This is a genomic window from Olleya sp. ITB9, assembly GCF_001315805.1.
GTDB lineage: Bacteria > Bacteroidota > Bacteroidia > Flavobacteriales > Flavobacteriaceae > Olleya > Olleya sediminilitoris.
Window position 1 is genome coordinate 17,381 of the sequence record NZ_BCBW01000047.1, and the last position, 23,466, is coordinate 40,846.

Below are 23,466 nucleotides of genomic sequence, written 5' to 3' on the forward strand. Positions count from 1 at the left end.
ACATCAAAAGATATGGAATCTAAAAAAAATACAAAAGCAAATGTAGGACGTAACAGTTCTCTTTATGTTGCGGTAGGACTAGCATTAATGCTGTTTTTGTCTTATGTAACAATCAATTACACAACAACAGAAAAATCTGATATAGATATAGGTATGTTAGTTTTTGATGATACTGATGATGAGGATGTGCCAATTACTGAAATCCAGAACACTCCACCACCACCACCACCACCACCAGCTGCTCCTGAAGTAATTGAAGTGGTAGAAGATGAAGAAGAAATAGAAGAAACTATTATAGAATCAACTGAAACAACTCAAGAAGAAGTAGTTGAAATTGAAATTGCAGAAGTTGAAGAAGTTGCAGAAGTTGAAGAAGATATAGATGTACCATTTTCAATTATTGAAAACGTGCCAATTTATCCAGGATGTGAAAGTGCTGGAAATAACGACGCTAAAAAGAAGTGTATGTCTGAAAAAATTGGAAAATTCGTTAGAAAAAACTTTAATGCAGACTTAGCACAAGATTTAGGGCTTGATAGTGGTATTAAAAGAATTAATGTTGGTTTTAAAATTGACAAGACAGGTAAAATTGTAAATATACAAGCTAGAGCACCTCACCCAAAGTTAGAAGCTGAAGCAAAACGTATTATTGCTAAATTACCAAAAATGAAACCTGGTAAACAAAGAGGTAAACCTGTAAATGTACCTTACGGATTACCTATTACTTTCAAAGTAGAGTAAAACATATTCCATATAAATATTAAATCCCGTTACTTTTAGTAGCGGGATTTTTGTTTTTGGTACGTTTATTGTGAAATATTCATAATATTAATCTTTAAACTGTATTTATTATGAAAAACTCTATCAAACACAAAGAATGTAATCGTAAAAACGAAGAATCATTCAGAAAACCTAAAAAAAAAGAAGCTAATTTATCTAAAAATTCTGCACTGTACTTTCAGATTGGCTTAATTATGTGCCTTTTAGCAGCATATGGTGCTTTAGAAATGAAATTTGAAGAGCACGATTTTAAGCTTCCTGATACAGCCACAATAGCTTTAGATGAAGATTATATGTTTGCGCCAACAATTGCAATACAGCCAGATGCTGTAGAAACCTCGGAACCTGTTAAGAAGCAGCCACAACCTGTGATTGATCCAGAGATAATTCCTGATGATACGCCTGAGAAAGAAACTAGTAAAAAGTTAGAGTCTGATATATTTACACCGACTAAACCTGAAAATTCAAAACCAACAGTTAATCCTGGAGATCTTGAGGTTTATAAAATTCCAGAAGAAGTACATGTTAATTTTGTGGATTTAGTGCCTGTTTATCCAGGTTGCGAAAGTGCAAGTAATAATGATCAGCGCAGAAAATGTATGTCAGAAAAACTGTCAAATTTAGTTCAGAAAAAATTTGATAGAGATTTAGGTGCTGATTTAGGTTTAAAGGAAGGGATACAACGTATTTATGTTAATTTCAGAATTAATAAAGATGGATTAGTCGAAATTATAAATACAAGAGCTACACACAAAGATCTTGAAGAAGAAGCTAACAGAGTAGTAGATAAAGTACCACAAATGACACCAGGAAAACAAGGTGGTCAACCTGTTTCGGTTTTATATAGTTTACCAATAATATTTCAAGTAAAATATTAATACAATTAATTATTAAGTTTTAAGTCGCTATCTTAATCAGGTGGCGACTTTTCTATTTTATAGCGTTAATAAAAAGCAGTATCTTTCGCCTTAATTAAACCCTTAAAAACTAAATATGAAAACTTTCATTTTAGGACTAATATTAATTTGTAATACCATTGCTTTTTCACAAGATACTACTGTCTATCAGGTGTCTCCTAGATTTGAAGTTTGTGACACTACTGATTTAAAACAGCTTGATGTTTGTTTTAATCAAGAAGTGTATAAAAATTTTTACACTAATTTTCAGCAACCTGAAACAGTTAAACCTGATTATGAAGGAGAAGTCGCTGTGGTTTTTGAAGTTTCTAAATCAGGAGAGTTTAAGACTATTTATATTGATGCACAGTTTAATCAATTAAAAGAAGAAGTTAAACGTGTGTTTGCAGAATTTCCTGTGGTAAAGCCAGCCACCTATAATGGTAATCCTACATTTAAACAGTACAGTATCACGCTGTATTTTCCGTTAAACGAAAATAATTCACCTGTAAATTCATCTAATACTGCTTTAGTTTATGATGACAATAAAAACAGTACAGTAAACAAAATAGAACAATTAACCGCTTTACAACTTAAAGCTAAACAGGAATTTGACAGTGTTCAAAAATCGGTTACTGATTATACTGATAAAGCGTATTCAAGTCAAGTTAATATTCCGTTTTCTCATGAAAATTATTTTAGATTCGATCAAGATATAAACAGAATAGGTACAAATAGCCATACAGCTTCAAAGCCTTTTATGTATGAAGATGTTGATGATTATTATAGTTTTTCAGATGAAAATAAGGCTTTAAAAAAAGAATCTTCAACTTGGTCTGGTCGTAAATTATGGAATGAACATTTAGTACAACTTCAAAGTAAAGATTACTGGTTTACTTTAGATCCTATTTTTGATTTACAATTGGGTAAGGATACTGATGCAGATTTTAATTACACGTATAATAATACTCGTGGTGTATATATACAAGGTGGTTTAGGTGGTAAATTTAGTTTTTCGGCCTCTGTTTATGAAAGTCAAGGTCGATTTGCACAATATTTTAACCAGTATGCAGAAACTTTAAAAGCATTTGGTCCTGATCCAGCCATAATACCTGGTCGTGGTATTGCTAAAAGATTTAAGGACGATGCTTATGATTATCCTGTTGCAGAAGCCTACATGTCTTATTCTCCTGCTAAGTTTATGAATATACAATTTGGTCACGGAAAACAATTTATAGGAGATGGTTACCGTAGTTTATTACAGAGTGATGTTGCAAGTTCATATCCTTTTCTAAAACTTAATACTAAGTTTTGGAAAATTAAATATACTAATACTTGGACTTGGTTAAAAGATGTGCGTGATGAAGTAGAAGAAGACAAAGCTTTTAAAACAAAATATATTGCAAATCATTATTTAAGTTGGAACGTCAACAAACGCTTAAACTTAGGTTTTTTTGAATCTGTTATTTGGGAAAATAGTAACGATCGTGGTTTTGATATAAACTATTTAAATCCATTAATATTTTTTAGAGCTATTGAGTTTGAAACTGGACAAGGTGCAGGAAATGCTATTTTAGGTGCTTCAGGTAAATATAAATTAAGCGATAATGCTAACGTTTATGGACAGTTTATTTTAGATGAATTTTCATTAAGTGATGTCACAGGAGGAAATAAAAGTTGGAAAAATAAATATGGTTTTCAGTTAGGAGCTAAGTATTACAATGCTTTTAAAGTGAAAAATTTAATGCTTCAAGCGGAATATAATCAAGTGCGACCATATACTTATTCTCATAATACAATTGTGTTAAATTATGCTCACAACAACCAACCTATGGCACACCTTTGGGGAGCAAATTTTAAAGAGTTAGTCTTAATTGGTCGTTACCAAAAAGACCGTTGGTTTGCAGAAGCCAAATTGATTGCAGGTATTAGAGGATTTGATATTAATGATGGAACAGATAATTTTAGTTATGGTGGTGATATTTATCGCAATTATAACGATAGACCATTTGACACAGGTGTGACCATTGGTCAAGGTATAAAAACTACAACTGTAAACGCTAGTACGCAATTTGGTTATTTAGTTAATCCAGCATCTAACTTAAAAGCATTTGTTAATTTAAGTTACCGTAATTTTGATCCTGAAGCCGAGACCATTTCAGTTTTAAACAATAGTACAGTTTGGATAAATTTTGGTGTCAGAACCGATTTGTTTAATTGGTATTTTGATATGTAAACACCTAGCAAATATCACAAACTAAAAACCTTAAGGTTTTTTTATGCCAAATTCCTTTTTAGCAGTATCTTTGCACAAGCAAAAAAATAACGTTGGTTTGAGTACAACAGCAACAACTACAATAAAACATACAGTAATATCAGATTTTAAAGAGATCACTAAAATGCGTTTGTCATTAAGTGTTGTGTTTTCGTCAGTTGCTGGTTATTTTTTAGGAGCAGAAACTATTAGCCTAAAAATTGTTTTATTACTAGCATTAGGAGGTTATTTTATGGTAGGAGCAAGTAATGCTTTTAACCAGATAATCGAAAAAGATTTAGACGCTTTAATGCATCGTACAAAGCACAGACCTGTCCCATCAGGTCGTATGACAGTTAATACAGCATTTTTAATTGCATGTTTGTTTACTGTTCTAGGGATTACAATTTTATATACTATTAATGCTCAAACAGCTATGTTTGGAGCTATTTCTATATTTTTATATACTAGCGTTTATACGCCTTTAAAGACAAAAACACCATTATCTGTTTTTGTTGGAGCTATTCCAGGAGCTATTCCATTTATGTTAGGTTGGGTTGCTGCTACAGATAATTTTGGTATTGAGCCAGGAACATTATTTGCATTGCAATTTTTTTGGCAATTCCCTCATTTTTGGGCAATAGGTTGGTTTTTATTTGACGACTATAAACGTGGTGGCTTTTTTATGTTGCCTACAGGTAAACAAGATAAAGGGACAGCCATACAAGTGTTATTATATACCATTTGGACCATTCTTGTATCTATTGTGCCAGTATTTGGTGTGACAGGACGATTAAAACTATCTATTGTCGCAGCAGTTGTAGTTTTTGGTTTAGGTATTATGATGTTGACTTATGCTATTAAACTCTATAAAAATAGAACCGAAAAAGCTGCAAAACAATTAATGCTATCAAGTGTATTGTATATAACCTTAATACAAATAGTATACGTTATCGATAAATTTATAAGATAAAATGGATTTAACTCAAGGAACCTTAGAAGAAAAAACAGGACGTGCTAGAAAGATGATGCTGTACTTTGGTATTGCGTCTCTAATCATGTCTTTTGCTGGTTGGACCAGTGCCTTTATAGTGAGTAGTTCTAGGCCAGATTGGCTTCAAAATTTTCAAATGCCACAACCATTTTGGATCAGTATTATCATTATGATAATTAGTAGTATTACCTTTATGGTGGCAAAAAAAGCATTAAAACAAGGTAATACTAAATTAACGACAGCAATGTTGGTAGTTACTTTTGTTTTAGGATTAATTTTTATTTACAATCAATTTGTAGGATTTAATCAAATAATTGGCGAAGGTTATAACTTTACAGGACCAACAAGTAATATAACCGTTACTTATATTTACCTTATAGCAGTGGTGCATATAGTTCATGTTGTTATAGGTTTAGTTCCTGTTTTTGTTGTGTTAATCAATCACTTACGTGGAAAATATTCTGAAAAAAATATAGTTGGATTTGAGTTAGCCGAAACGTTTTGGCATTTTGTAGACCTACTTTGGTTATACTTATTTTTCTTCTTATACTTTTTTCTTAACTAAAGAAAAACAAACATTAAGCACAAAAAGCTTATTTAGATAGTATAAAATTAGACTTTGCTATTTTTTTAACTGAATAAAATGATTATTTTTGTGCCACATTTTAACAACTAATTTAACACTATGAATACTACAGTTGCAACTACTGATACAGAAGGAAAGACTTGGGAAGGTGGTAACCAACCACTAAAGGCAAGTTATGGTAAGATGATGATGTGGTTTTTTATCCTATCAGATGCATTAACTTTCTCTGGGTTTTTAGCAGCCTACGGTTTTTCAAGATTCAAATTTATAGATGCTTGGCCAATTGCTGACGAAGTTTTTACACACATTCCATTTTTTCATGGTAACTATCCAATGATTTATGTAGCGTTTATGACGTTTGTATTAATCATGTCTTCAGTTACAATGGTATTAGCCGTAGATGCTGGACATCATTTAAATAAGAAAAAAGTGACTTGGTACATGTTTTTAACCATCATTGGTGGTATCATCTTTGTTGGTTCTCAAGCTTGGGAATGGAATACATTTATAAAAGGAGATTTTGGTGCAGTACAAACAAAAGGAGGTAATATACTTCAGTTTGTAGATACTGATGGTAATCGTGTTGCAGTTAGAGATTTTGTTGCAGTTACACCTACTGAAAGAGAAGTGCACGAGCGTAGCAAAGGACTTTGGTTTGTTGATGAAGATGCTTTACCGCCTTATCAAATTAATGATGTAGTAACTGGTTTTGAAGCCAATTCAAATATTTTAGTAAGAACGCAAACATTAAATGAAGAAGGACATAAAACAGTATTATCTAGAACAGAGTCATTAAAAGCTTTAAAAGAGAATGGTAAAACTGTTGTAGAAGGTGCTAATCTTCACGTAAATGAATATGGATCTCCATTATTTGCAGACTTCTTTTTCTTTATTACTGGTTTTCACGGTTTTCACGTATTCTCTGGTATAGTGCTTAATATTATTATTTTCTTCAATGTTGTTCTTGGTACGTATGAAAGACGTAAAAGTTACGAAATGGTTGAAAAAGTAGGTCTTTACTGGCACTTTGTAGATTTAGTTTGGGTATTTGTATTTACATTCTTCTACCTAGTTTAATAATTTTTTAGAAACAATATATCATGGCAGACGCACATAAATTAGAAATATTTAGAGGATTAGTAAAGTTTAAATCTAATACTCAAAAAATTTGGGGAGTTTTAATCTTACTTTCTATTATTACAGCAGTTGAAGTTTTATTAGGTATATACAAGCCATCTTGGGGAACTAATATGGTATTAGGTATGAAACTTTTAAACTGGATTTTTATAATCTTAACTATAGTAAAAGCATATTACATTACTTGGGACTTTATGCACATGCGAGATGAAGTGCCTGGTTTAAGACGTGCTGTAGTTTGGACAGGTATCTTTTTAATTTGCTACATAATATTTATTTTGTTACAAGAAGGAGGTTATGTGTTTAACGTTTATGACAAAGGTTTTATTAAAAGAGATTTTTAATACAGTTATCAATATAAATTATAGTTAAAAGGTGGTTTTTTAAAGCCACCTTTTTTATTTTTGTAATCTCATTACAAATACAATAAAAATGGATAAAAAAAATATCAAAAAAGTAGTTACCCTAAGCGCTTTATTTTTTCTTCCAGTTATATTTTTATTGTTTTTATATCCTTCAACAAATAACTATAATCCTTTAGAAGTTGTTAAGACAGAAGTCTTAGATCTTCAAAATTTATCATCAGCAAACACTGAAGCTCAATTTAAAGACTACATTACTGTATTAGGCTTTTTAGGTAAAGATCCAGAAGCTAGAGTTGTCGAGATGTCTAACCTTAAAGAATTAATTTACGATAAGTTTCAAGGTTTTAAAAAGTTTCAAGTTGTGACTTTGGTTTCTGAAGAAGCAAAAGTAGCAGCAGGCAGATTAAAACAGGAGCTTACTAAATATGGTGAACTTAAATACTGGAAGTTTGTGTATTTAAATGATTCGGATATAAAAAAAATGTTTAATAGTTTAAGATCAAGTGATGTATTGGATTTTAATCTTTCTACAAACAAAGTGTTTATTATAGATAAGGCATTAGATCAACGTGGTCGTTTAGATAATCGTACTAAAAAAGAAATAGAAAACAAGCGTGAAGCTTATCCTTTAACAGCTTATAATGCTGCCGAAGTTGCACAACTTAAAAATGTGATGGGAGCAGATGATTTGCGTGTTTTATTTACTGAGTATAGACAAAAGCGTAAAGGAGAATTTAACTCTACTTCAAGACGTGCTGACGATTTAAAAGGGGATTTAAATTAATAAGTATCATGAGCAAAAAGGCAAATTATTCTTACATAGGTGTTTCATTTATAATTTTATTATTTGGTATTATTTTTATTCCAAAAATAATAGATCGTATAAATAACAAAGATATTAATCGTGCTGCCGAAAGCAGAAGTGAAGGTATACTTGTTAATACTAATACAGAGTCTACTAAAACAAGTGGGTTAGACTATTTAGTTATTGATGGTAAGCGTAAAAAAGTACCAGAGTTTAATTTTACAGATCAAAACGGTAAAACGATAACTAACAAAGATTACTTAGGTCAGGTTTATGTCGTAGATTTCTTTTTTACGACATGTCCAACAATTTGCCCAAGGATGAGTTCTAACCTAACAGTTATTCAAAACAATTTTAAAGACCATAAAGGCTTTGGTATTGCCTCTTTTAGTATTATGCCAGATAATGACACTCCAGAGGTCTTAAAAGCATATGCAGAAGATTATGGTGTTACTAATCCCAATTGGCATTTAATGACTGGTGCAAAAGAAGACATTTACAAACTAGCAAACATAGGGTTTAATATTTTTGTTGATACAGACAATTTTGAGCATTCTGGTGATTTTGCTTTAGTGGATAAAGAAGGTTATTTAAGATCTAGACAAGATGACTTTGGTAACCCTAAAATATTTTACAAAGGCGTTATTAGTGAGCAGGAAAAAGTAGATGAAGATGGAAATGATCAAGAAATTACTATCTTGAAAGAAGATATTGCCAAATTATTGCAAGAGTAAAGAAAACATTATTCTGATAACCGTCAGATTTATTAATAACTATTATGAGTACTAGAAAACTAAATGGAGAGGAAAAATACAATAAGTGGATTATCATTTTATCTGTTGTAATTCCTGTTGCAGTTGCAATACTATTTACTATAAAATTAAAAGATTTTGGTTTTAATATAGAACCATTAACTTTTTTACCTCCAATTTATGCAGGTGTTAATGCTTTAACAGCATTGATATTAATAATTGCTGTTTGGGCAATTAAAAATAATAACCAAAAACTACATGAAAACTTAATGAAGTTTGCTATAAGTCTATCGGTTTTATTTTTATTAATGTATGTTGCTTATCACATGACTAGTGATTCAACTAAGTTTGGAGGAGAAGGCATGATTAAATATGTGTATTATTTTATTTTAATAACACATATTTTACTATCAATTGTAGTTATTCCTTTTGTGTTAATTACTTATGTAAGAGGTATTACAAATAATTTTCAACGTCATAAAAAAATAGCGAAAATAACTTTCCCTATATGGTTGTATGTTGCAGTAACAGGTGTTATTGTGTATTTAATGATTTCGCCTTATTACGTTTAAGTATGAAAAATAAAATTTCATTTTTAGTGATTTCAGTGTTGTTTACAATCCATAGCAATGCACAATGTGCAATGTGTCGTGCAGTTTTAGAAAACGAAGAAGGACAAACTGCTGCTAAAGGAATAAACAATGGTATCGTGTACCTAATGTCAATCCCTTATATCCTAGTTTTTGGATTAGGATTTTTTATTTATTGGAAATATTTTAAAGTAAAAAAGAATAAGACTATTTAAAAAATATATTTATTTTAAAAAATAGTTACATAATTATGTAACATTTTATAAGCTTAGTAGTCTTATTTGTATTGAGTCATTTATCAATCAAAAAAAACCATCACTATGCTCAAAATAAGCAAGCTTCATAAGTCTTACCCAATAGGCGATTCTAGCCTACATGTTTTAAAAGGAATTGATCTTTCTGTAGAAGAAGGAGAAATGGTTGCTATTATGGGATCTTCAGGTTCTGGTAAATCAACATTACTTAATATTATAGGGATGTTAGATGAAGCTGATGAAGGCGAATACATTTTAGATGGTGTACCAATAGTAAATCTTACCGAAAAAAAAGCTGCAATTTATAGGAATAAGTTTTTAGGATTCATTTTTCAATCATTCAACTTAATAAACTATAAAAATGCAATCGAAAATGTTGCGCTACCACTATATTATCAAGGACTAAAACGTAAAGAGCGTTTAGAAAAATCGTTATTTCATCTTGAAAAAGTGGGATTGGCAAATTGGGCAAACCATTTGCCTAACGAATTATCAGGTGGTCAAAAACAACGTGTAGCCATTGCAAGAGCTTTAGCAGCAAATCCAAAATTATTGTTGGCAGATGAGCCAACAGGAGCATTAGATACTAAAACATCTTATGAGATTATGGATTTTATCCAATCGTTAAACGATGAAGGTAAAACCATCTTAATGGTGACTCATGAAGAGGATATTGCAAATATGTGTAAACGTATTGTGCGTCTCAAAGATGGTGTGATTATGGAAGATGTATTTGTTAATCAAGAAAGAGCTTCTGCACATGTTTGATAGAGATCTTTGGCGCGAAATTTTTCAAAGTATAAACATGAATAGGACCAGAAGTTTACTGTCTGGTTTTACCGTAGCATTTGCTATTTCTTTATTTGCAATACTATTTGGAGTAGTTAACGGTCTTGTTAATACTTTTGATAATGCATTTGCTGATGATGCAGCTAACTCTATTTTTATACAATCTGGACGTACCTCAAAAGCCAATAAAGGATTGCAAGCTGGTCGTCAAATTCAATTTAAAAATGAAGATTACCAATATATCAAAGATGAGTTTGGAGATAAAGTTCAATTTATAACTGCAAGAGTTTACAGAGGTGGTATAGCTTCTTTTAGAAACGAACAAAGCAGTTATAATATTAGAGCAGTTCATCCTGATCATCAGTTTTTAGAAAACACTAAAGTGGAATATGGTCGCTACATCAACCAGTTAGATGTGGATAACAAAATAAAAGTAGTGGTCATTGGTCGATTAGTTGAAGAGGATTTGTTTTTAAAAACAACTGCCTTAGGAAAATACATTAACCTTAACGGAATACAATACAAAGTAGTTGGAATTTTTAGTGATGATGGAGGAGACAATGAAGAGCGTTTAATCTACATGCCAATTTCAACAGCGCAGCAAGTATATGGTAATAACGATTATATAGACCAAATTAACTTGACTTATAATCCTAATTTAAATTTTGATCAAGCCATAGGGTTTAGTAACCAACTTACAAAAAAGCTAAAAGATAGATTTTTAGTATCTCAAAACGATCAACGTGCCATTAGAGTAAGAAATTTGGCAAACGAGTCTAAGGCTATTAACCAAATGACAGGAGGTTTAGGTGTTATGGTTTTAGTTATTGGTTTTGGAACATTAATAGCAGGAATAGTTGGTATTAGTAACATGATGATATTTATTGTTAAAGAGCGTACTAAAGAAATTGGTATTAGAAAAGCCTTAGGTGCTTCACCTAAATCCATTGTGCTTATCATATTGTTAGAATCTATTTTAGTTACTTTAATAGCTGGATTTGTAGGTTTGCTCATAGGTATGGGAGTTGTAGAGTTAGCAGGTCCAATGCTTGAAAAATATTTTATTAAAGACCCATCTGTCAGTTTAAGTGTAGTAGTTGCTGCATCAATAACACTTATAGTTGCTGGAGGGATTGCAGGCTATTTACCTGCAAAAAAAGCCTCTAGAATTAAACCAATTGTTGCACTTAGAAATGATTAAATTATAATGTTTTTATTCGAAAGAGATACATGGCAAGAAGTTTACGATAGTTTAAGTAAAAATAAACTACGCTCTGCATTAACTATGGTTGGTGTTTGGTGGGGAATTTTACTGCTTATCGGATTATTAGGATCTGCAAAGGGATTAGAAAATTCTTTTAATCGATTATTTGGTGACTTTGCTACAAATAGTGTTTTTGTTTGGGCACAGAGTACTAGTAAGCCTTTTAAAGGTTTTCAAGAAGGTAGACAAGTAAACTTAACGGTTAGTGATGCTAAAAAAATTGAAGAAAACGTTGAGGGAATAGAGTTTGTGGTTCCAAGAAACGTAAATTCGGCATTAGTAGTTCACGATTTTTTATCAGGAAATTTTAGTATCAATGGTGATTACCCAATTTTGGATCAAGTCCAAAAAAAGAAAATGATACAAGGTCGATTTATTAACCAAACAGATATAGATCAAAATCGAAAAGTAGTCGTTATTTCAGAAGAAATTTACAAACAACTTTTTGAAAAAGATGCTGAAATGATAGGAGAGTACATTCAGTTAAACGGAATGAATTTTAAAGTTGTTGGTATGTTTGAAACAGGTAACGCTAATATGGGACCATCAAGTGACATGCATATTCCTTTTACAACCTTTCAGCAAATTTATAATATGGGAGACGAGATTAGATGGATGATGATTACAGGAAAAGCAGATTATGACATTTCTCAAATTGAAGCAGATGCTAAACTAATTTTAAAAAACTTAAACAACATACATCCTGATGATAAGCGTGCTTTTGGAAGTTTTAATTTGGGTAAAGAATTTGCAAAAATCACAGGTTTTTTAACTGGTATGCAGTTTCTAACATGGTTTGTAGGTATAGCAACTTTAATTGCAGGAGTATTTGCTATTGGTAATATCTTACTAATTACGGTTAAAGAACGTACTAAAGAGATTGGTGTAAGACGTGCTTTAGGTGCAACACCATATGAAATTAAAAGACAAATAGTAGTAGAAGCTGTTTTTATAACGCTATTAGCTGGACTTTTAGGAATAATTAGTGGAGGCTGGATATTAATAGCGCTTGATGCTGCTTTTGGACAAGGTACAGAAGCTGTTATTGTCAACGCATCAGTATCTATTGCTGTAGTATTTATAGCCTTATTAATATTAGTGTTTTTAGGAACTTTAATAGGGTTAATACCTGCTTTTAAAGCAACAAGTATAAAGCCTATTGATGCTTTAAGAGAAGAATAGAATCAATCAAAATATAGACTAAAACCAATAAAATCAACTGAGTAAACTGTATAAAAATGAAAAAAATAATCAAAATAATTGTAATAGTAGCTTTGGTAGCAGCACTAGTTATGGTGTTAAAATACTTTAAAGATTCTAATTCAAAATCTGTTGAAGATTTTAAAACAGCAGTTCCTTTTTACACATCTATGCAAACCAAAACTGTTGCAACAGGTAAGTTAAACCCAGAGGAAGAGGTAGAACTTAAGCCTCAAATTTCAGGTATTATCGATAAAATTCTTGTAGAAGAAGGTGATATAGTTAAAAAAGGAGATGTAATAGCTAAAATTAGAGTAGTACCAAACGAGCAAAGCTTAGTTGGAGCAAGTGGTCAAATATCCACAGCAAAATTATCCTTTAATAATGCAAAAACATTGTACGATCGTAATAAGACATTATTTGACAAAGGTGTAATTTCTAAACAAGATTTTGAAAACAGTCAATTATCTTTAAATCAAGCACAAGAAACATTAAATCAAGCACAAAATAATTATCAGATTATAAAACGTGGTTCTTTATCTGGTGGTGGATCTGCAAATACAAATATTGTAGCTTTAATACCTGGTACTATTCTAGAAATTCCTGTACGTGAAGGTGATCAAGTTATTGAGAGTAATAACTTTAATGCAGGTACAACTATCGCAACAATTGCAGATATGAGTAAAATGATTTTTGAAGGAAAAGTTGATGAAGCTGAAGTAGGAAAATTAGAAGAAGGAAAAGATATTAAAGTCATCCTTGGAGCAATAAACGAAAAAGAATTTCCAGCAAAATTAACTTTTGTAGCTCCTAAAGGTATGGAAGAAAATGGAGCAGTTCAGTTTACAATCAAAGCAGATGTAACTGTAGAGCCTTCAACTAAAATTAGAGCTGGTTATAGTGCTAATGCAGAAATAGAAATGGAAAGTAGAGATAGTACTTTAGTAATCAAAGAATCTTTACTTCAGTTTAACAGAATTACAGAAAAGCCTTTTGTTGAAATTGAAAAAGAAGCTGGTAAGTTTGAAAAACAAAATGTAGAATTAGGATTATCTGACGGTATAAATGTTGAAATTACAGATGGTGTTAAAGAAGGAGATAAAATTAAAGTGTGGAACAAAGCATCAAAAGAAGATAACGATGAAGATGAAGACTAAAAATATATTACAATTTACATTAGCATTTTTTATAACTATAATAGCAGTAGCTCAAGAAAAAAAATGGACGTTAAAAGAAAGTGTAGACTATGCTTTGCAAAATAATATTTCGGTAAAACAATCTATATTAGATCAGCAAATAGCAGAGCAGGATTTAAAATCTGCAAAAGGTAATTTTTTGCCAACGGTTAGCGGTAGCGCTTCTCAAAACTGGAATTTTGGTTCCTTTATAGATCAAAATGGAAGCAGAATTTCTAGAGATTCAAGAGGTAATGGGTTTGGTTTAAATACTGGTGTTACTTTGTTTAATGGTTTTAGAAATACAAACCTTCAAAAACAAGCTGAATTAGGAATTGAAAGTAGTAAAGTACAGTTGGATATTTTAAAAAATAATATATCATTAAATGTAGTTAACGCTTATTTAAACATTCTATTTAATCGTGAAGCTGTAAAGCAGGCCCAAGAGCAAGTAGCAATTAGCCAAAAAAGTTTAGAGCAAGTGCAAGAACTTGTGGATGCAGGAGCAAGAGCAAGAGCAGATTTGTTAGTGTCTAAGTCTCAATTAGCATCAGATAATGAGCGTTTAGTCAATGCAGAAAATAATGTCGTATTATCTTTATTAAACCTGTCTCAACTTTTACAAGTTCCTGCTCAAGGTTTTGATGTAGAAAATGTTAATATTGATTTAACTGAAGCAGTTTTAGCATATAATAACTCAAACGAAATATTGTCTTACGCCTTAGATAATAGACCTGAAATCAAAGGCGCTCAACTAAGTATAGACAATGCAGAATTAAACTATGAAATAGCTAGAAGTGCATATCTACCTACTTTAAGTTTTGGTATAGGCGCAAGTACTTCTTATCAACATTTACAAGGACAGGACGATGTTTTACCCATTGTTACAGGATTTGACGCAACTTCGGGAGAAGCAATAATTGAATTACAAAAAAATGGTTTTGCAGAGCAAATTAAAAACAACCTTGGTTACAATGTTGGTTTTAGTTTAAATGTGCCAATTTTTAATGGTTTTAGAACAGATGCTAGTGTAAAACGTGCTGAAATTACAAAAGAACGCGTCGTTTTGGCTTTAGAGCAAGAAAAGCAAACATTAACGTCTAATGTTGAACAAGCATTTGCAGATGCTAAAGCTTCATTAACACAATATGAAGCTTCAAAAATATCATTAGAATCTCAAGAATTAGCATTTCAAAATGAACAGGATAAGTTTGATTTAGGTGTTAGCACTTCGTTTCAACTAGAACAAGTTAGAAATAGGCTAATAAATGCGCAGTCCTCTTTTTTAAATGCAAAATATAACTATGTATTTAAGACTAAAGTTTTAGATTTTTATCTTGACAAACCAATAACAGAATAAAAGTGGCATATATATTAAATATAGAAACATCAACAACAAACTGTTCAGTCTCTCTTTCTAACCAAGGAGAGACTTTGGTGTTAAAAGAAGATTATGGAAATGGATATTCTCATGCAGAAAAACTCCATGTCTATATTGAGGAGGTTTTAAAAGAAGCTAAAATAAATTCAGAACAATTACAAGCAATTGCAGTAAGTAAAGGTCCTGGTTCTTATACAGGACTACGTATTGGTGTTTCTGCAGCAAAAGGTTTAGCTTACGCTTTAAATATACCTTTAATCTCTGTATCTACCTTACAAGCTTTAGCAAAACAAGTTGAAGCAGATTCTGGTCTTATTGTGCCAATGTTAGATGCAAGACGCTTAGAAGTTTATTCTGCTATTTTTGATATAAACAATAGATTGCTTAGGAAGATTGAAGCTCAAATATTAGACGAAAATTCTTTTGAAGAACAATTAAACATAGGTAAAGTCTTTTTTATTGGTGATGGTGTTGCTAAAACTAAAACATTATTATCTCACGCTAACGCAATTTTTATTGAAAATAAGTTGCCCTCTGCAGAACAAATGAGTGCATTAAGTTTTGATAAGTATAAAAAAAGCGACATCGAAGATGTCGCCTATTTTGAGCCTTATTACTTAAAAGATTTTGTTGCTTTAAAGCCAAAACCTAAAAAATAATTATCCTTCTTTTTGTATTTCAACAGAATGAGGATAAGGTATTTCTATTCCAGCAGCATCTAATGCTTCTTTTGTTTGTTCAGTAACATCAAAGTAAACAGTCCAATAGTCCTCAGTTGTAGACCATGGTCTAACTGCAAAATTAACAGAGCTATCAGCTAGTTCCATAACATTAACAGTTGGCTCTGGAGATTGTAAAACTTTTGGGTGATCTTTTAATACTTTCATTAAAACGTCTTTTGTTTTTTTAATGTCAGAATCATATCCTACACCAAAAACTAAATCTACACGTCGTGTACCTTCCGTAGAAAAATTAATAATATTTCCGTTAGATAATGAACCATTAGGTATAATGATTTCTCTGTTTGATAAACCTGTAAGTTTTGTAGTAAATATTTGAATTTCTTTTACAACGCCAACTTCTCCTTGAGCTTCAATTAAATCTCCTATTTTAAAAGGTTTAAATAGCATTATTAAAACTCCACCAGCAAAATTACCTAAAGAACCTTGTAATGCTAGACCAATTGCTAAACCAGCAGCAGCAATAATCGCAGCAAAAGAAGTTGTTTCAACACCTAAAGTACCTAGTACTACAATTATTAAAACAATTTTTAAAACCCAATTGATAAGGTTTAGTAAAAACTTCTGAAGACTTTCATCATAACTTCTAGTTGCCATTAATTTTTTTAAGCCTTTAACTAATTGCTTAATTATAAAATTACCGATAATCCAAATAGCAATAGCAGCTACTAATTTAGGCGTATATTCAATAATTAACTCAGTGCCTTTATCAATCCATTTTTGTAAATCCATAATAAATATTTTTTGTTTTGAACAAATATAATTATTAATGCTAATCTTTTTCTTAGGGTAGGAATAAATAGATTAAAATTGTTTTATTAAAAAAGAATGAGTTGTTAATTTAAATAACCTATATTTTTCTTACAAATAGCGAAAGTTATTTTGTTGATTTTAACACGTATAATGGTGTTTTTGCTAAATTTATTAATCATAATTTTAGTATAATTGTAAATCGTAATTATATTAATCCCTTTTATAATAAAAAATGAAAAAACTTCTACTAGTTATAACCTTCCTCAGTATTGTTCTAACTGCAAAATCACAAGATATTATTATGCAAAACGGAACAGTTAACCAATGTTCTGGGGTGTTTTATGATTCTGGAGGAACAACATCAAATTATAATGATGATGAAAACTATGTAATGACTATTTGCCCTGATGGACCTGATCAGTTTGTCCAATTACAGTTTACTTTATTTAGTACTCAATTAAGTACTGATGTAATGACTATTTATGATGGTGATGATGTTACAGCAAATATTATTGGTGTTTTTTCAGGAGGAGGAGCAGCTAATAATCCAGGGACAATTGCTGCGTCTTCTACCAGTCCTTCAGGTTGCCTAACAATCGAGTTTGTATCAGATGCTAGTATCAATACTTTAGGATGGGCTGCAAACGTGTCTTGTTTACAGTCTTGTCAAGATATTACGCCGACAATTGACTCTACAAATCCAGTAGCCGATGGTACAGGAGTAATTCAGATTGCTTTGGGTGGAACTGTTAGTTTTGATGGTAGTGCTGTTTTTGGAGATGATGATATAGGTGCTATTTATAGTTGGAATTTTGGTGATGGTACCACAGCAACAGGACAGTCTGTTAGTCACGACTATAATAATACTGGGACTTACACTGTGACATTTACTGCAAGTGACATTAATCCAACAGGATGCTCAGAGTCAGTCACTGTTGAAGTTGAAGTTTTAAGCCCATATATTGATGTTGATCAAACAACATATACTGTAGATGAGTTAGTAGAGGATGTTTTAATTAATAGTCCTTGTGCTACTGTTTCTTCTATTGGATCTAGTACTGGTATTAATTTTGGACAAGAAAACGGTATAGGATATTTTACAGCAATTCCTGGTGCTTTTGCTTTTGAATCTGGAATTGTTTTAAATTCTGGTGATGCTATGGAAGCTGAAGGACCTGAAACTGGAATCCAAAGTAGTGGAGGATGGGCAGGTGATGCTGATTTAGAAACCGCAATTCCTGGTTTAAACTTAGGGGATACTAACGATGCAACTTACATTGAATTTAATTTTGCTCCAATTGCTAATTCCATAAGTTTTGATTTCTTATTTGCTTCAGAAGAATATGGAGGTTTTCAGTGTAGTTATACTGATGCATTTGCCTTTTTATTAACAGATCTTACCACTGGAAATGTAACTAATTTAGCAATTGTGCCAGGAACAACAGATGTTGTGTCTGTTTTTACAGTAAGAGATAATGCTTATAATGCCTCTTGTGCCTCAGCTAATCCAGGATACTTTGATTCATATTATGGTGCAGGAGGAGAACCTACAATAAATTCTCCAATTGATTTTAGAGGTTATACTCGTCCAATGACAGCTTTTGCAAATGTCATACCTAATAATAATTATAAGATAAAATTAGTTATAGCTGATGATGGAGATTCAGCATATAACGCAGCTGTGTTTTTAGACGCTGGCTCTTTCGATTTAGGTGGTGATTTAGGTGAAGATGTAACGATAGCTCAAGGTACAGCAATTTGTAGTGGAGGTGTAATTCCTCTTGATACAAATGTTCCTTCAGCTACTCATGTTTGGTATTTGGATGGTAATATTATAGCAGGAGAAACAGGGTCCACATTAGATGCTACTGAGGATGGAGTTTACAGTGTAGATGTTGTCTTTTCTGGAACTTGTCAAACTTCTGATTCTGTTGTTGTAGAATTTATTCCAGGCGCCATAATACAAAATACTATAGATATAAATGTTTGTGATAATCCTACCGGAGACGAGGTATTTGATCTCACCCTAAACGATGTTGAAGTGATAGGTACTCAAGATCCAACTGAAGTAAATGTTAGTTATTATACTCTTTTAACTGACGCTGAAAATGGTGTGAATGAAATTGTAGATGCTTCAAATTACATAGGTAGTGGTACTTATCCTGAAACAATATACGTTAGAATTGATGATACTGCGTCTCAAACTTGTTTTGATACAGACTCATTTAATCTGGACGTTATCATAACAGGTATTAATCCTGTTATGGATATGGAAGTATGTGATGATGCTTCAAATGATGGATTTGAGCTTTTTGATCTAGAATCTCAAACACTTTCTATACTAGGGACACAATCTGCTACGGATTTTGATGTAACTTATCATACTTCTTTTACAGATGCAGATTCAAATACTAACGCTTTAACAAGTCCGTATAACGGAAGCAACGGTGAATTTATTTTTGTTAGAGTAGAAAATATTTTAGACTCAACTTGTTATGCTGTTAGTCAAGACCCAAATGGAGAATTTACTTTAGTTGTTAATGCTGTAGCTGAAGCAACACAACCAATGGATATGATAGTATGTGATGATCTATCAGAGGATGGATTTGAGGTTTTTGACCTAACCTCACAAGAGTTGACAATTTTAGGAGTTCAAGATCCTAATGATTACACTGTTTCTTTTTATGAAAATATGGCTGATTTGTCATCAGAAATGAATCCAATTACAAATCCAACAGCATATCAAAATACAGTCGTATCTCAACAAACTATTTATGTTCGTGTAAACGAAAATGCTAATCCAACATGTTTTGGTAGCACTACTTTTGATTTAATTGTAAATCCATTACCCACAGCAGTCACACCAACAGCATTATCAGTATGTGATGATGGTACACCAGATGGATTAACCAGTATAGATTTAAGTATCAAAAACAACGAGATTAGTGGAGGTAACCCAGCGTATTCAGTGACATATTATTTGACGCAGTCAGACGCAGATTTAGAGGTTAATCCATTACCAATACCTTATGATAACGTCAGTAATCCACAAATTATATTTGTACGAGTAGAAGATGTAAACACGACATGTTATACGACAACAACATTACAATTAGAAGTAGAGCAAGCACCAGTAACCTTTCCTCCATCAGATCTAACATTTTGTGATCCAGATAGTGATGGTTTTGGAGTATTTACACTAACAGATGCAGATGCCGAAATCACAGCAGGCGCACCAGGACTAACGGTAACCTATCATGAAACGTCAAGTGATGCTCAATTAAATGTTAACCCACTAACTAGTCCATATAATAACATTGTAGAAAACACTCAATTTATTTATGTACGAGTAGAAAGTACAACCATATCAACTGCTTGTGCTAGTTATGAAACGTTAACCCTAATCGTCTACCCAACCCCACAAATCACAGACCCAAGCCCATTAGAAGTTTGTGATAACGATACAGATGGTATTGCGGTTTTTGATTTAGAATTAAATAATGCAGAGATTTTAAACCAGTTAGATTCAGATACCAGTAACGATCTAGCAACAGCAGATTACACAATTACATTTTACGAGACTCTAGCCAATGCAGAAGTGCCACAAAATGCAATAGCAACCCCAAATGCTTACGTAAACACCACACCAGATTTACAAACCATTTGGGTAAGAGTAGACGATAACGCTAATGGATGTTCAACAATAACAACAATGGATTTAGTAGTTAATCCATTACCAGTATTAGTACAACCTGATGCATTAGAGTTATGTAACGCTACCGATTTACCAGGAGAAACTAGCGCTTTAGCCCAAGAAGAATTTACTTTAGAAGATGCCAATGCACAGATTTTAAACGGACAAAGTGGTATTACGTTAACGTACTACTTCACACAATTCGGAGCCGATAATGCAACAGCAGCAGACCAAATTTTAGTCCTTACACCAATGTTGCCAATGCACAAACCGTGTATATCAGAGCCGAAGACAATGTAACTAATTGCGTTAGTACCATTACTTTAGATTTACGAGTAAACCCAACACCATCACCACAAGCCACACCAGCAACATTAGTAGTATGTGACGATGACAATGACGGATTCTCAAGTTTTGACTTAGACAGTCAAACCACAGCAATTTTAAACGGAGAACCAGATGTCACTATTAGCTACCACGAAACAGAATCAGATGCCATCAACGACATTAATGTTTTAATAAGTCCATACACCAACATTGTAGCCAATACCCAAATGGTTTATGTACGTGCAGAAAACGACAATACAGGATGTTTTACTATCGTTATACTACCATTAGACGTACAACCCTCACCAGTAGTACCAGTAGCAATCGACGATTACGTAGTCTGTGATGATAATGACGATGGATTCAATCAATTTGATTTTGATACGGTAATGACACCTCAAATCTTAGGGACTCAAAACCCATCAGATTTCACACTAACATACCACACCACACAAGCCAATGCAGACACTGGAAGTAGTCCAATAGTCAACACAGGTAACTATACCAACGCGACCAACCCACAAACTATTTATATACGTTTAGTAAGCAATACCAATGGATGTGTTAGCACAGGCGAATTTATAATCAGTGTAGAATTTCCACCAGTAATCGTACAACCAACACCATTAACAATTTGTGATGAGTTAGACGCTAATTATTACGAAAACAATGATGAGATAGCCACTTTTGATTTAACCGTTAAAAATGATGAAATCACAGCAGGAGATGCTAGTTGGATCGTGACGTATTACGAAACACAAGCCGATGCTACCGCAGACAGTAATGCTATAGCAGACCCAACGCAATACACTAACATGATGGTCGGTACCAATCCAGCCAATCCACAAACAGTGTATGTACGTGTTACCGATGGCGACACAGGTTGTTTCTCATTCACAACCTTAACCATACGTGTATTACCCAACCCAACACCAGCACCAAACCCAGATAATATCGTGTTGTGTGATGATGTAGATGTAGTCGGACCAAACGATTTAATTGAAATCTTTGATCTAACCACAAACGAGGTAGCAACCATAAATGGCGAAGCTAACGTTAGTGCAAGTTACTACACAGACTTAGACGATGCCTTAATGGGAAGCAATCAGATTGTAGATCCAACCATGCATAGTAATGAAGATCCAAACAATCCAGGCATAGCCATTACACCACAAACTATATATGTACGTGTAACAAATGGATCAGATGCTTTAGGAACAGGCGGAACAGGATGTTTCACTATTGTAAGTTTTGATATCATGGTCAACCCATTACCAGCAGTAGTGCCAATATCAGATTATATTTATTGCGAGTTATTTAATGACGGACAATATGGATTTGATTTAGAGAGTAAAACGGACGAAATCCTAAACGGACAAGATCCAACCCTCTTTACAGTCACTTATCATGAGACACAAGCAGAAGCAGACCAATCAATGAATGACTTAGTTAGTCCATACACTAATACTAGTAATCCACAAACCATTTATGTAAACATCACTAATACCATCACTGGTTGTGATACCACAACAACGTTTGTGATAGAAGTTCAAGAAGCAGCACAAGTCAATCCAGACATGGAAAGCTTAGATTATTCAGAATGTGATGATAATATGGAAACCGATGGAGACACCACCAATGATAGTGTACAATTTGATTTAGAAAGTTTAAACGAAGAAGTATTAGACGGACAAGATCCATTAAACTACATTGTAAGTTATTATGAGTCACAATCAGATGCAGATGCAGGAATCAATCCATTACCATTATTGTATGAAAACATCGTTAACCCACAGGTAATTTATGTAAGAGTAGATAACGACACCATGGTAGACGATGGAACCGGAACCATGGTAGACAGTTCAATCTGTTACGATACAGCTGAAATCACCTTGGAAGTCGATCCATTACCAGAATTTGATTTAGAAGATAGTTATTTACTATGTATCAATACCAATGGATCAGAGGTAGTCAGCGCACCAATCATAGACACAGGATTAGATGAAACCCAATATACCTTTGAGTGGTCATTAGACGGAGTAACCCTTTCGGGAGAAACAGGAAGCAGTTTAGAGCCAACCCAAGCAGGTACTTATGAAGTTATAGTAACAAATGTAACCACAACATGTAATAACTCAGATACGACTATAGTCGAAGAAAGTGAGCCACCAACAGTAACCTATGAATTATTAACAGAAGCCTTTGCAGATGTTCACAACATAGAAGTTACAGCCACAGGAAACGGAACGGTAGCACTATATGAATTTAGTTTAGACGATGGACCATGGGAAAGTAATATCCCAAACAACGGAAGCTTTACCTTTACAGATGTAGGAGCAGGCGATCATATAATAACAGTAAGAGATATAAACGGATGTGGAGAGCGAAGTGTACCAGTATCAATCATGGACTATCCACACTTCTTTACACCAAACGACGATGGGTTTAATGACACATGGAACATCTACGGAATCTCAGATCAACCAGATGCAGTTATTTACATATTTGATCGTTACGGAAAGCTAATAAAACAGTTAAGTCCAACCGGATCAGGATGGGATGGAACCTACAATGGTAACCCAATGCCAACCAGTGATTATTGGTTTACTGTAGATTACAGAGAACCAAATGACACTAATAACACCAGAAAACAATTTAAAGCCCACTTTACCTTAAAACGATAAGACGCTTTAAAACTAATAGTGATACAAAAAAAGCCTGAACGTTATG

The 23,466-nt window shown here is 32.7% G+C and carries 20 protein-coding genes; 19 read left to right on the forward strand and 1 reads right to left on the reverse strand.

Annotated elements, in window-relative coordinates; translation table 11 throughout:
• Positions 1 to 12: 12 nt before the first annotated feature.
• The 17 genes from ITB9_RS13390 to tsaB all read left to right on the forward strand — a co-directional run bounded on the left by ITB9_RS13390 (position 13) and on the right by tsaB (position 15,881).
• Complete coding sequence (locus ITB9_RS13390) at positions 13 to 741, forward strand: energy transducer TonB (protein WP_028289318.1); 729 nt, start codon at positions 13 to 15, stop codon at positions 739 to 741.
• A gap of 110 nt (positions 742 to 851) precedes the next feature.
• A complete protein-coding gene (locus ITB9_RS13395) occupies positions 852 to 1,658 on the forward strand; it encodes an energy transducer TonB (RefSeq protein ID WP_054852635.1) in 807 nt (268 codons plus the stop codon).
• 115 nt (positions 1,659 to 1,773) lie between these two features.
• Positions 1,774 to 3,912, forward strand: coding sequence for a hypothetical protein (locus ITB9_RS13400; RefSeq protein WP_054852636.1), 2,139 nt, complete (start codon positions 1,774 to 1,776; stop codon positions 3,910 to 3,912).
• 43 nt (positions 3,913 to 3,955) lie between these two features.
• Positions 3,956 to 4,903, forward strand: a complete 948-nt coding sequence (cyoE, locus tag ITB9_RS13405) for a heme o synthase (RefSeq protein ID WP_082396238.1) — start codon at positions 3,956 to 3,958, stop codon at positions 4,901 to 4,903.
• Position 4,904: 1 nt separating this feature from the next.
• The gene (locus ITB9_RS13410) at positions 4,905 to 5,489 is read left to right on the forward strand and encodes a cytochrome c oxidase subunit 3 (RefSeq protein ID WP_054852637.1); all 585 of its coding nucleotides are present in this window, start codon (positions 4,905 to 4,907) and stop codon (positions 5,487 to 5,489) included.
• A 120-nt stretch (positions 5,490 to 5,609) separates the two neighbouring features.
• Complete coding sequence (locus ITB9_RS13415; RefSeq protein ID WP_028289314.1) at positions 5,610 to 6,587, forward strand: cytochrome c oxidase subunit 3; 978 nt, start codon at positions 5,610 to 5,612, stop codon at positions 6,585 to 6,587.
• 23 nt (positions 6,588 to 6,610) lie between these two features.
• Entirely contained in the window at positions 6,611 to 6,991 is a 381-nt protein-coding gene (locus ITB9_RS13420) for a cytochrome C oxidase subunit IV family protein (RefSeq protein ID WP_028289313.1), read from the forward strand.
• An 88-nt stretch (positions 6,992 to 7,079) separates the two neighbouring features.
• A complete protein-coding gene (locus ITB9_RS13425; RefSeq protein ID WP_054852638.1) occupies positions 7,080 to 7,796 on the forward strand; it encodes a hypothetical protein in 717 nt (238 codons plus the stop codon).
• An 8-nt stretch (positions 7,797 to 7,804) separates the two neighbouring features.
• Positions 7,805 to 8,551, forward strand: coding sequence for an SCO family protein (locus ITB9_RS13430; protein ID WP_054852639.1), 747 nt, complete (start codon positions 7,805 to 7,807; stop codon positions 8,549 to 8,551).
• Between the two features lie 44 nt (positions 8,552 to 8,595).
• A complete protein-coding gene (locus ITB9_RS13435) occupies positions 8,596 to 9,141 on the forward strand; it encodes a DUF420 domain-containing protein (RefSeq protein WP_054852640.1) in 546 nt (181 codons plus the stop codon).
• 2 nt (positions 9,142 to 9,143) lie between these two features.
• A complete protein-coding gene (locus ITB9_RS13440) occupies positions 9,144 to 9,374 on the forward strand; it encodes a hypothetical protein (protein WP_028606831.1) in 231 nt (76 codons plus the stop codon).
• A gap of 105 nt (positions 9,375 to 9,479) precedes the next feature.
• Positions 9,480 to 10,181: an ABC transporter ATP-binding protein gene (locus ITB9_RS13445; protein ID WP_028289308.1), complete on the forward strand. Its 702-nt coding sequence runs from the start codon at positions 9,480 to 9,482 to the stop codon at positions 10,179 to 10,181.
• On the forward strand, positions 10,174 to 11,403 hold the full coding sequence (locus ITB9_RS13450; RefSeq protein ID WP_054852641.1) for an ABC transporter permease: 1,230 nt from the start codon (positions 10,174 to 10,176) through the stop codon (positions 11,401 to 11,403). Before ITB9_RS13445 ends, ITB9_RS13450 begins: the two co-directional genes overlap by 8 nt.
• 3 nt (positions 11,404 to 11,406) lie before the next feature.
• A complete protein-coding gene (locus ITB9_RS13455; RefSeq protein ID WP_054852642.1) occupies positions 11,407 to 12,648 on the forward strand; it encodes an ABC transporter permease in 1,242 nt (413 codons plus the stop codon).
• A gap of 56 nt (positions 12,649 to 12,704) precedes the next feature.
• Entirely contained in the window at positions 12,705 to 13,823 is a 1,119-nt protein-coding gene (locus ITB9_RS13460; RefSeq protein WP_054852643.1) for an efflux RND transporter periplasmic adaptor subunit, read from the forward strand.
• On the forward strand, positions 13,813 to 15,201 hold the full coding sequence (locus ITB9_RS13465; protein WP_261975669.1) for a TolC family protein: 1,389 nt from the start codon (positions 13,813 to 13,815) through the stop codon (positions 15,199 to 15,201). The genes ITB9_RS13460 and ITB9_RS13465 overlap by 11 nt, the downstream gene beginning before the upstream one ends.
• Positions 15,202 to 15,203: 2 nt before the next feature.
• Positions 15,204 to 15,881 (forward strand): tRNA (adenosine(37)-N6)-threonylcarbamoyltransferase complex dimerization subunit type 1 TsaB, encoded by a 678-nt coding sequence (gene tsaB, locus ITB9_RS13470; RefSeq protein ID WP_054852645.1) that lies wholly within the window; start codon positions 15,204 to 15,206, stop codon positions 15,879 to 15,881.
• On the opposite strand, the gene ITB9_RS13475 is transcribed toward tsaB, so the two are convergent.
• Positions 15,882 to 16,694: a mechanosensitive ion channel family protein gene (locus ITB9_RS13475; RefSeq protein ID WP_054852646.1), complete on the reverse strand. Its 813-nt coding sequence runs from the start codon at positions 16,692 to 16,694 to the stop codon at positions 15,882 to 15,884.
• 253 nt (positions 16,695 to 16,947) lie between these two features.
• On the opposite strand from ITB9_RS13475, the gene ITB9_RS15870 reads away from it, so the two are divergent.
• Positions 16,948 to 20,709: a choice-of-anchor L domain-containing protein gene (locus ITB9_RS15870; RefSeq protein WP_261975670.1), complete on the forward strand. Its 3,762-nt coding sequence runs from the start codon at positions 16,948 to 16,950 to the stop codon at positions 20,707 to 20,709.
• The gene (locus ITB9_RS15875) at positions 20,682 to 23,420 is read left to right on the forward strand and encodes a T9SS type B sorting domain-containing protein (protein ID WP_054852648.1); all 2,739 of its coding nucleotides are present in this window, start codon (positions 20,682 to 20,684) and stop codon (positions 23,418 to 23,420) included. Before ITB9_RS15870 ends, ITB9_RS15875 begins: the two co-directional genes overlap by 28 nt.
• The last annotated feature ends 46 nt before the right edge of the window (positions 23,421 to 23,466 follow it).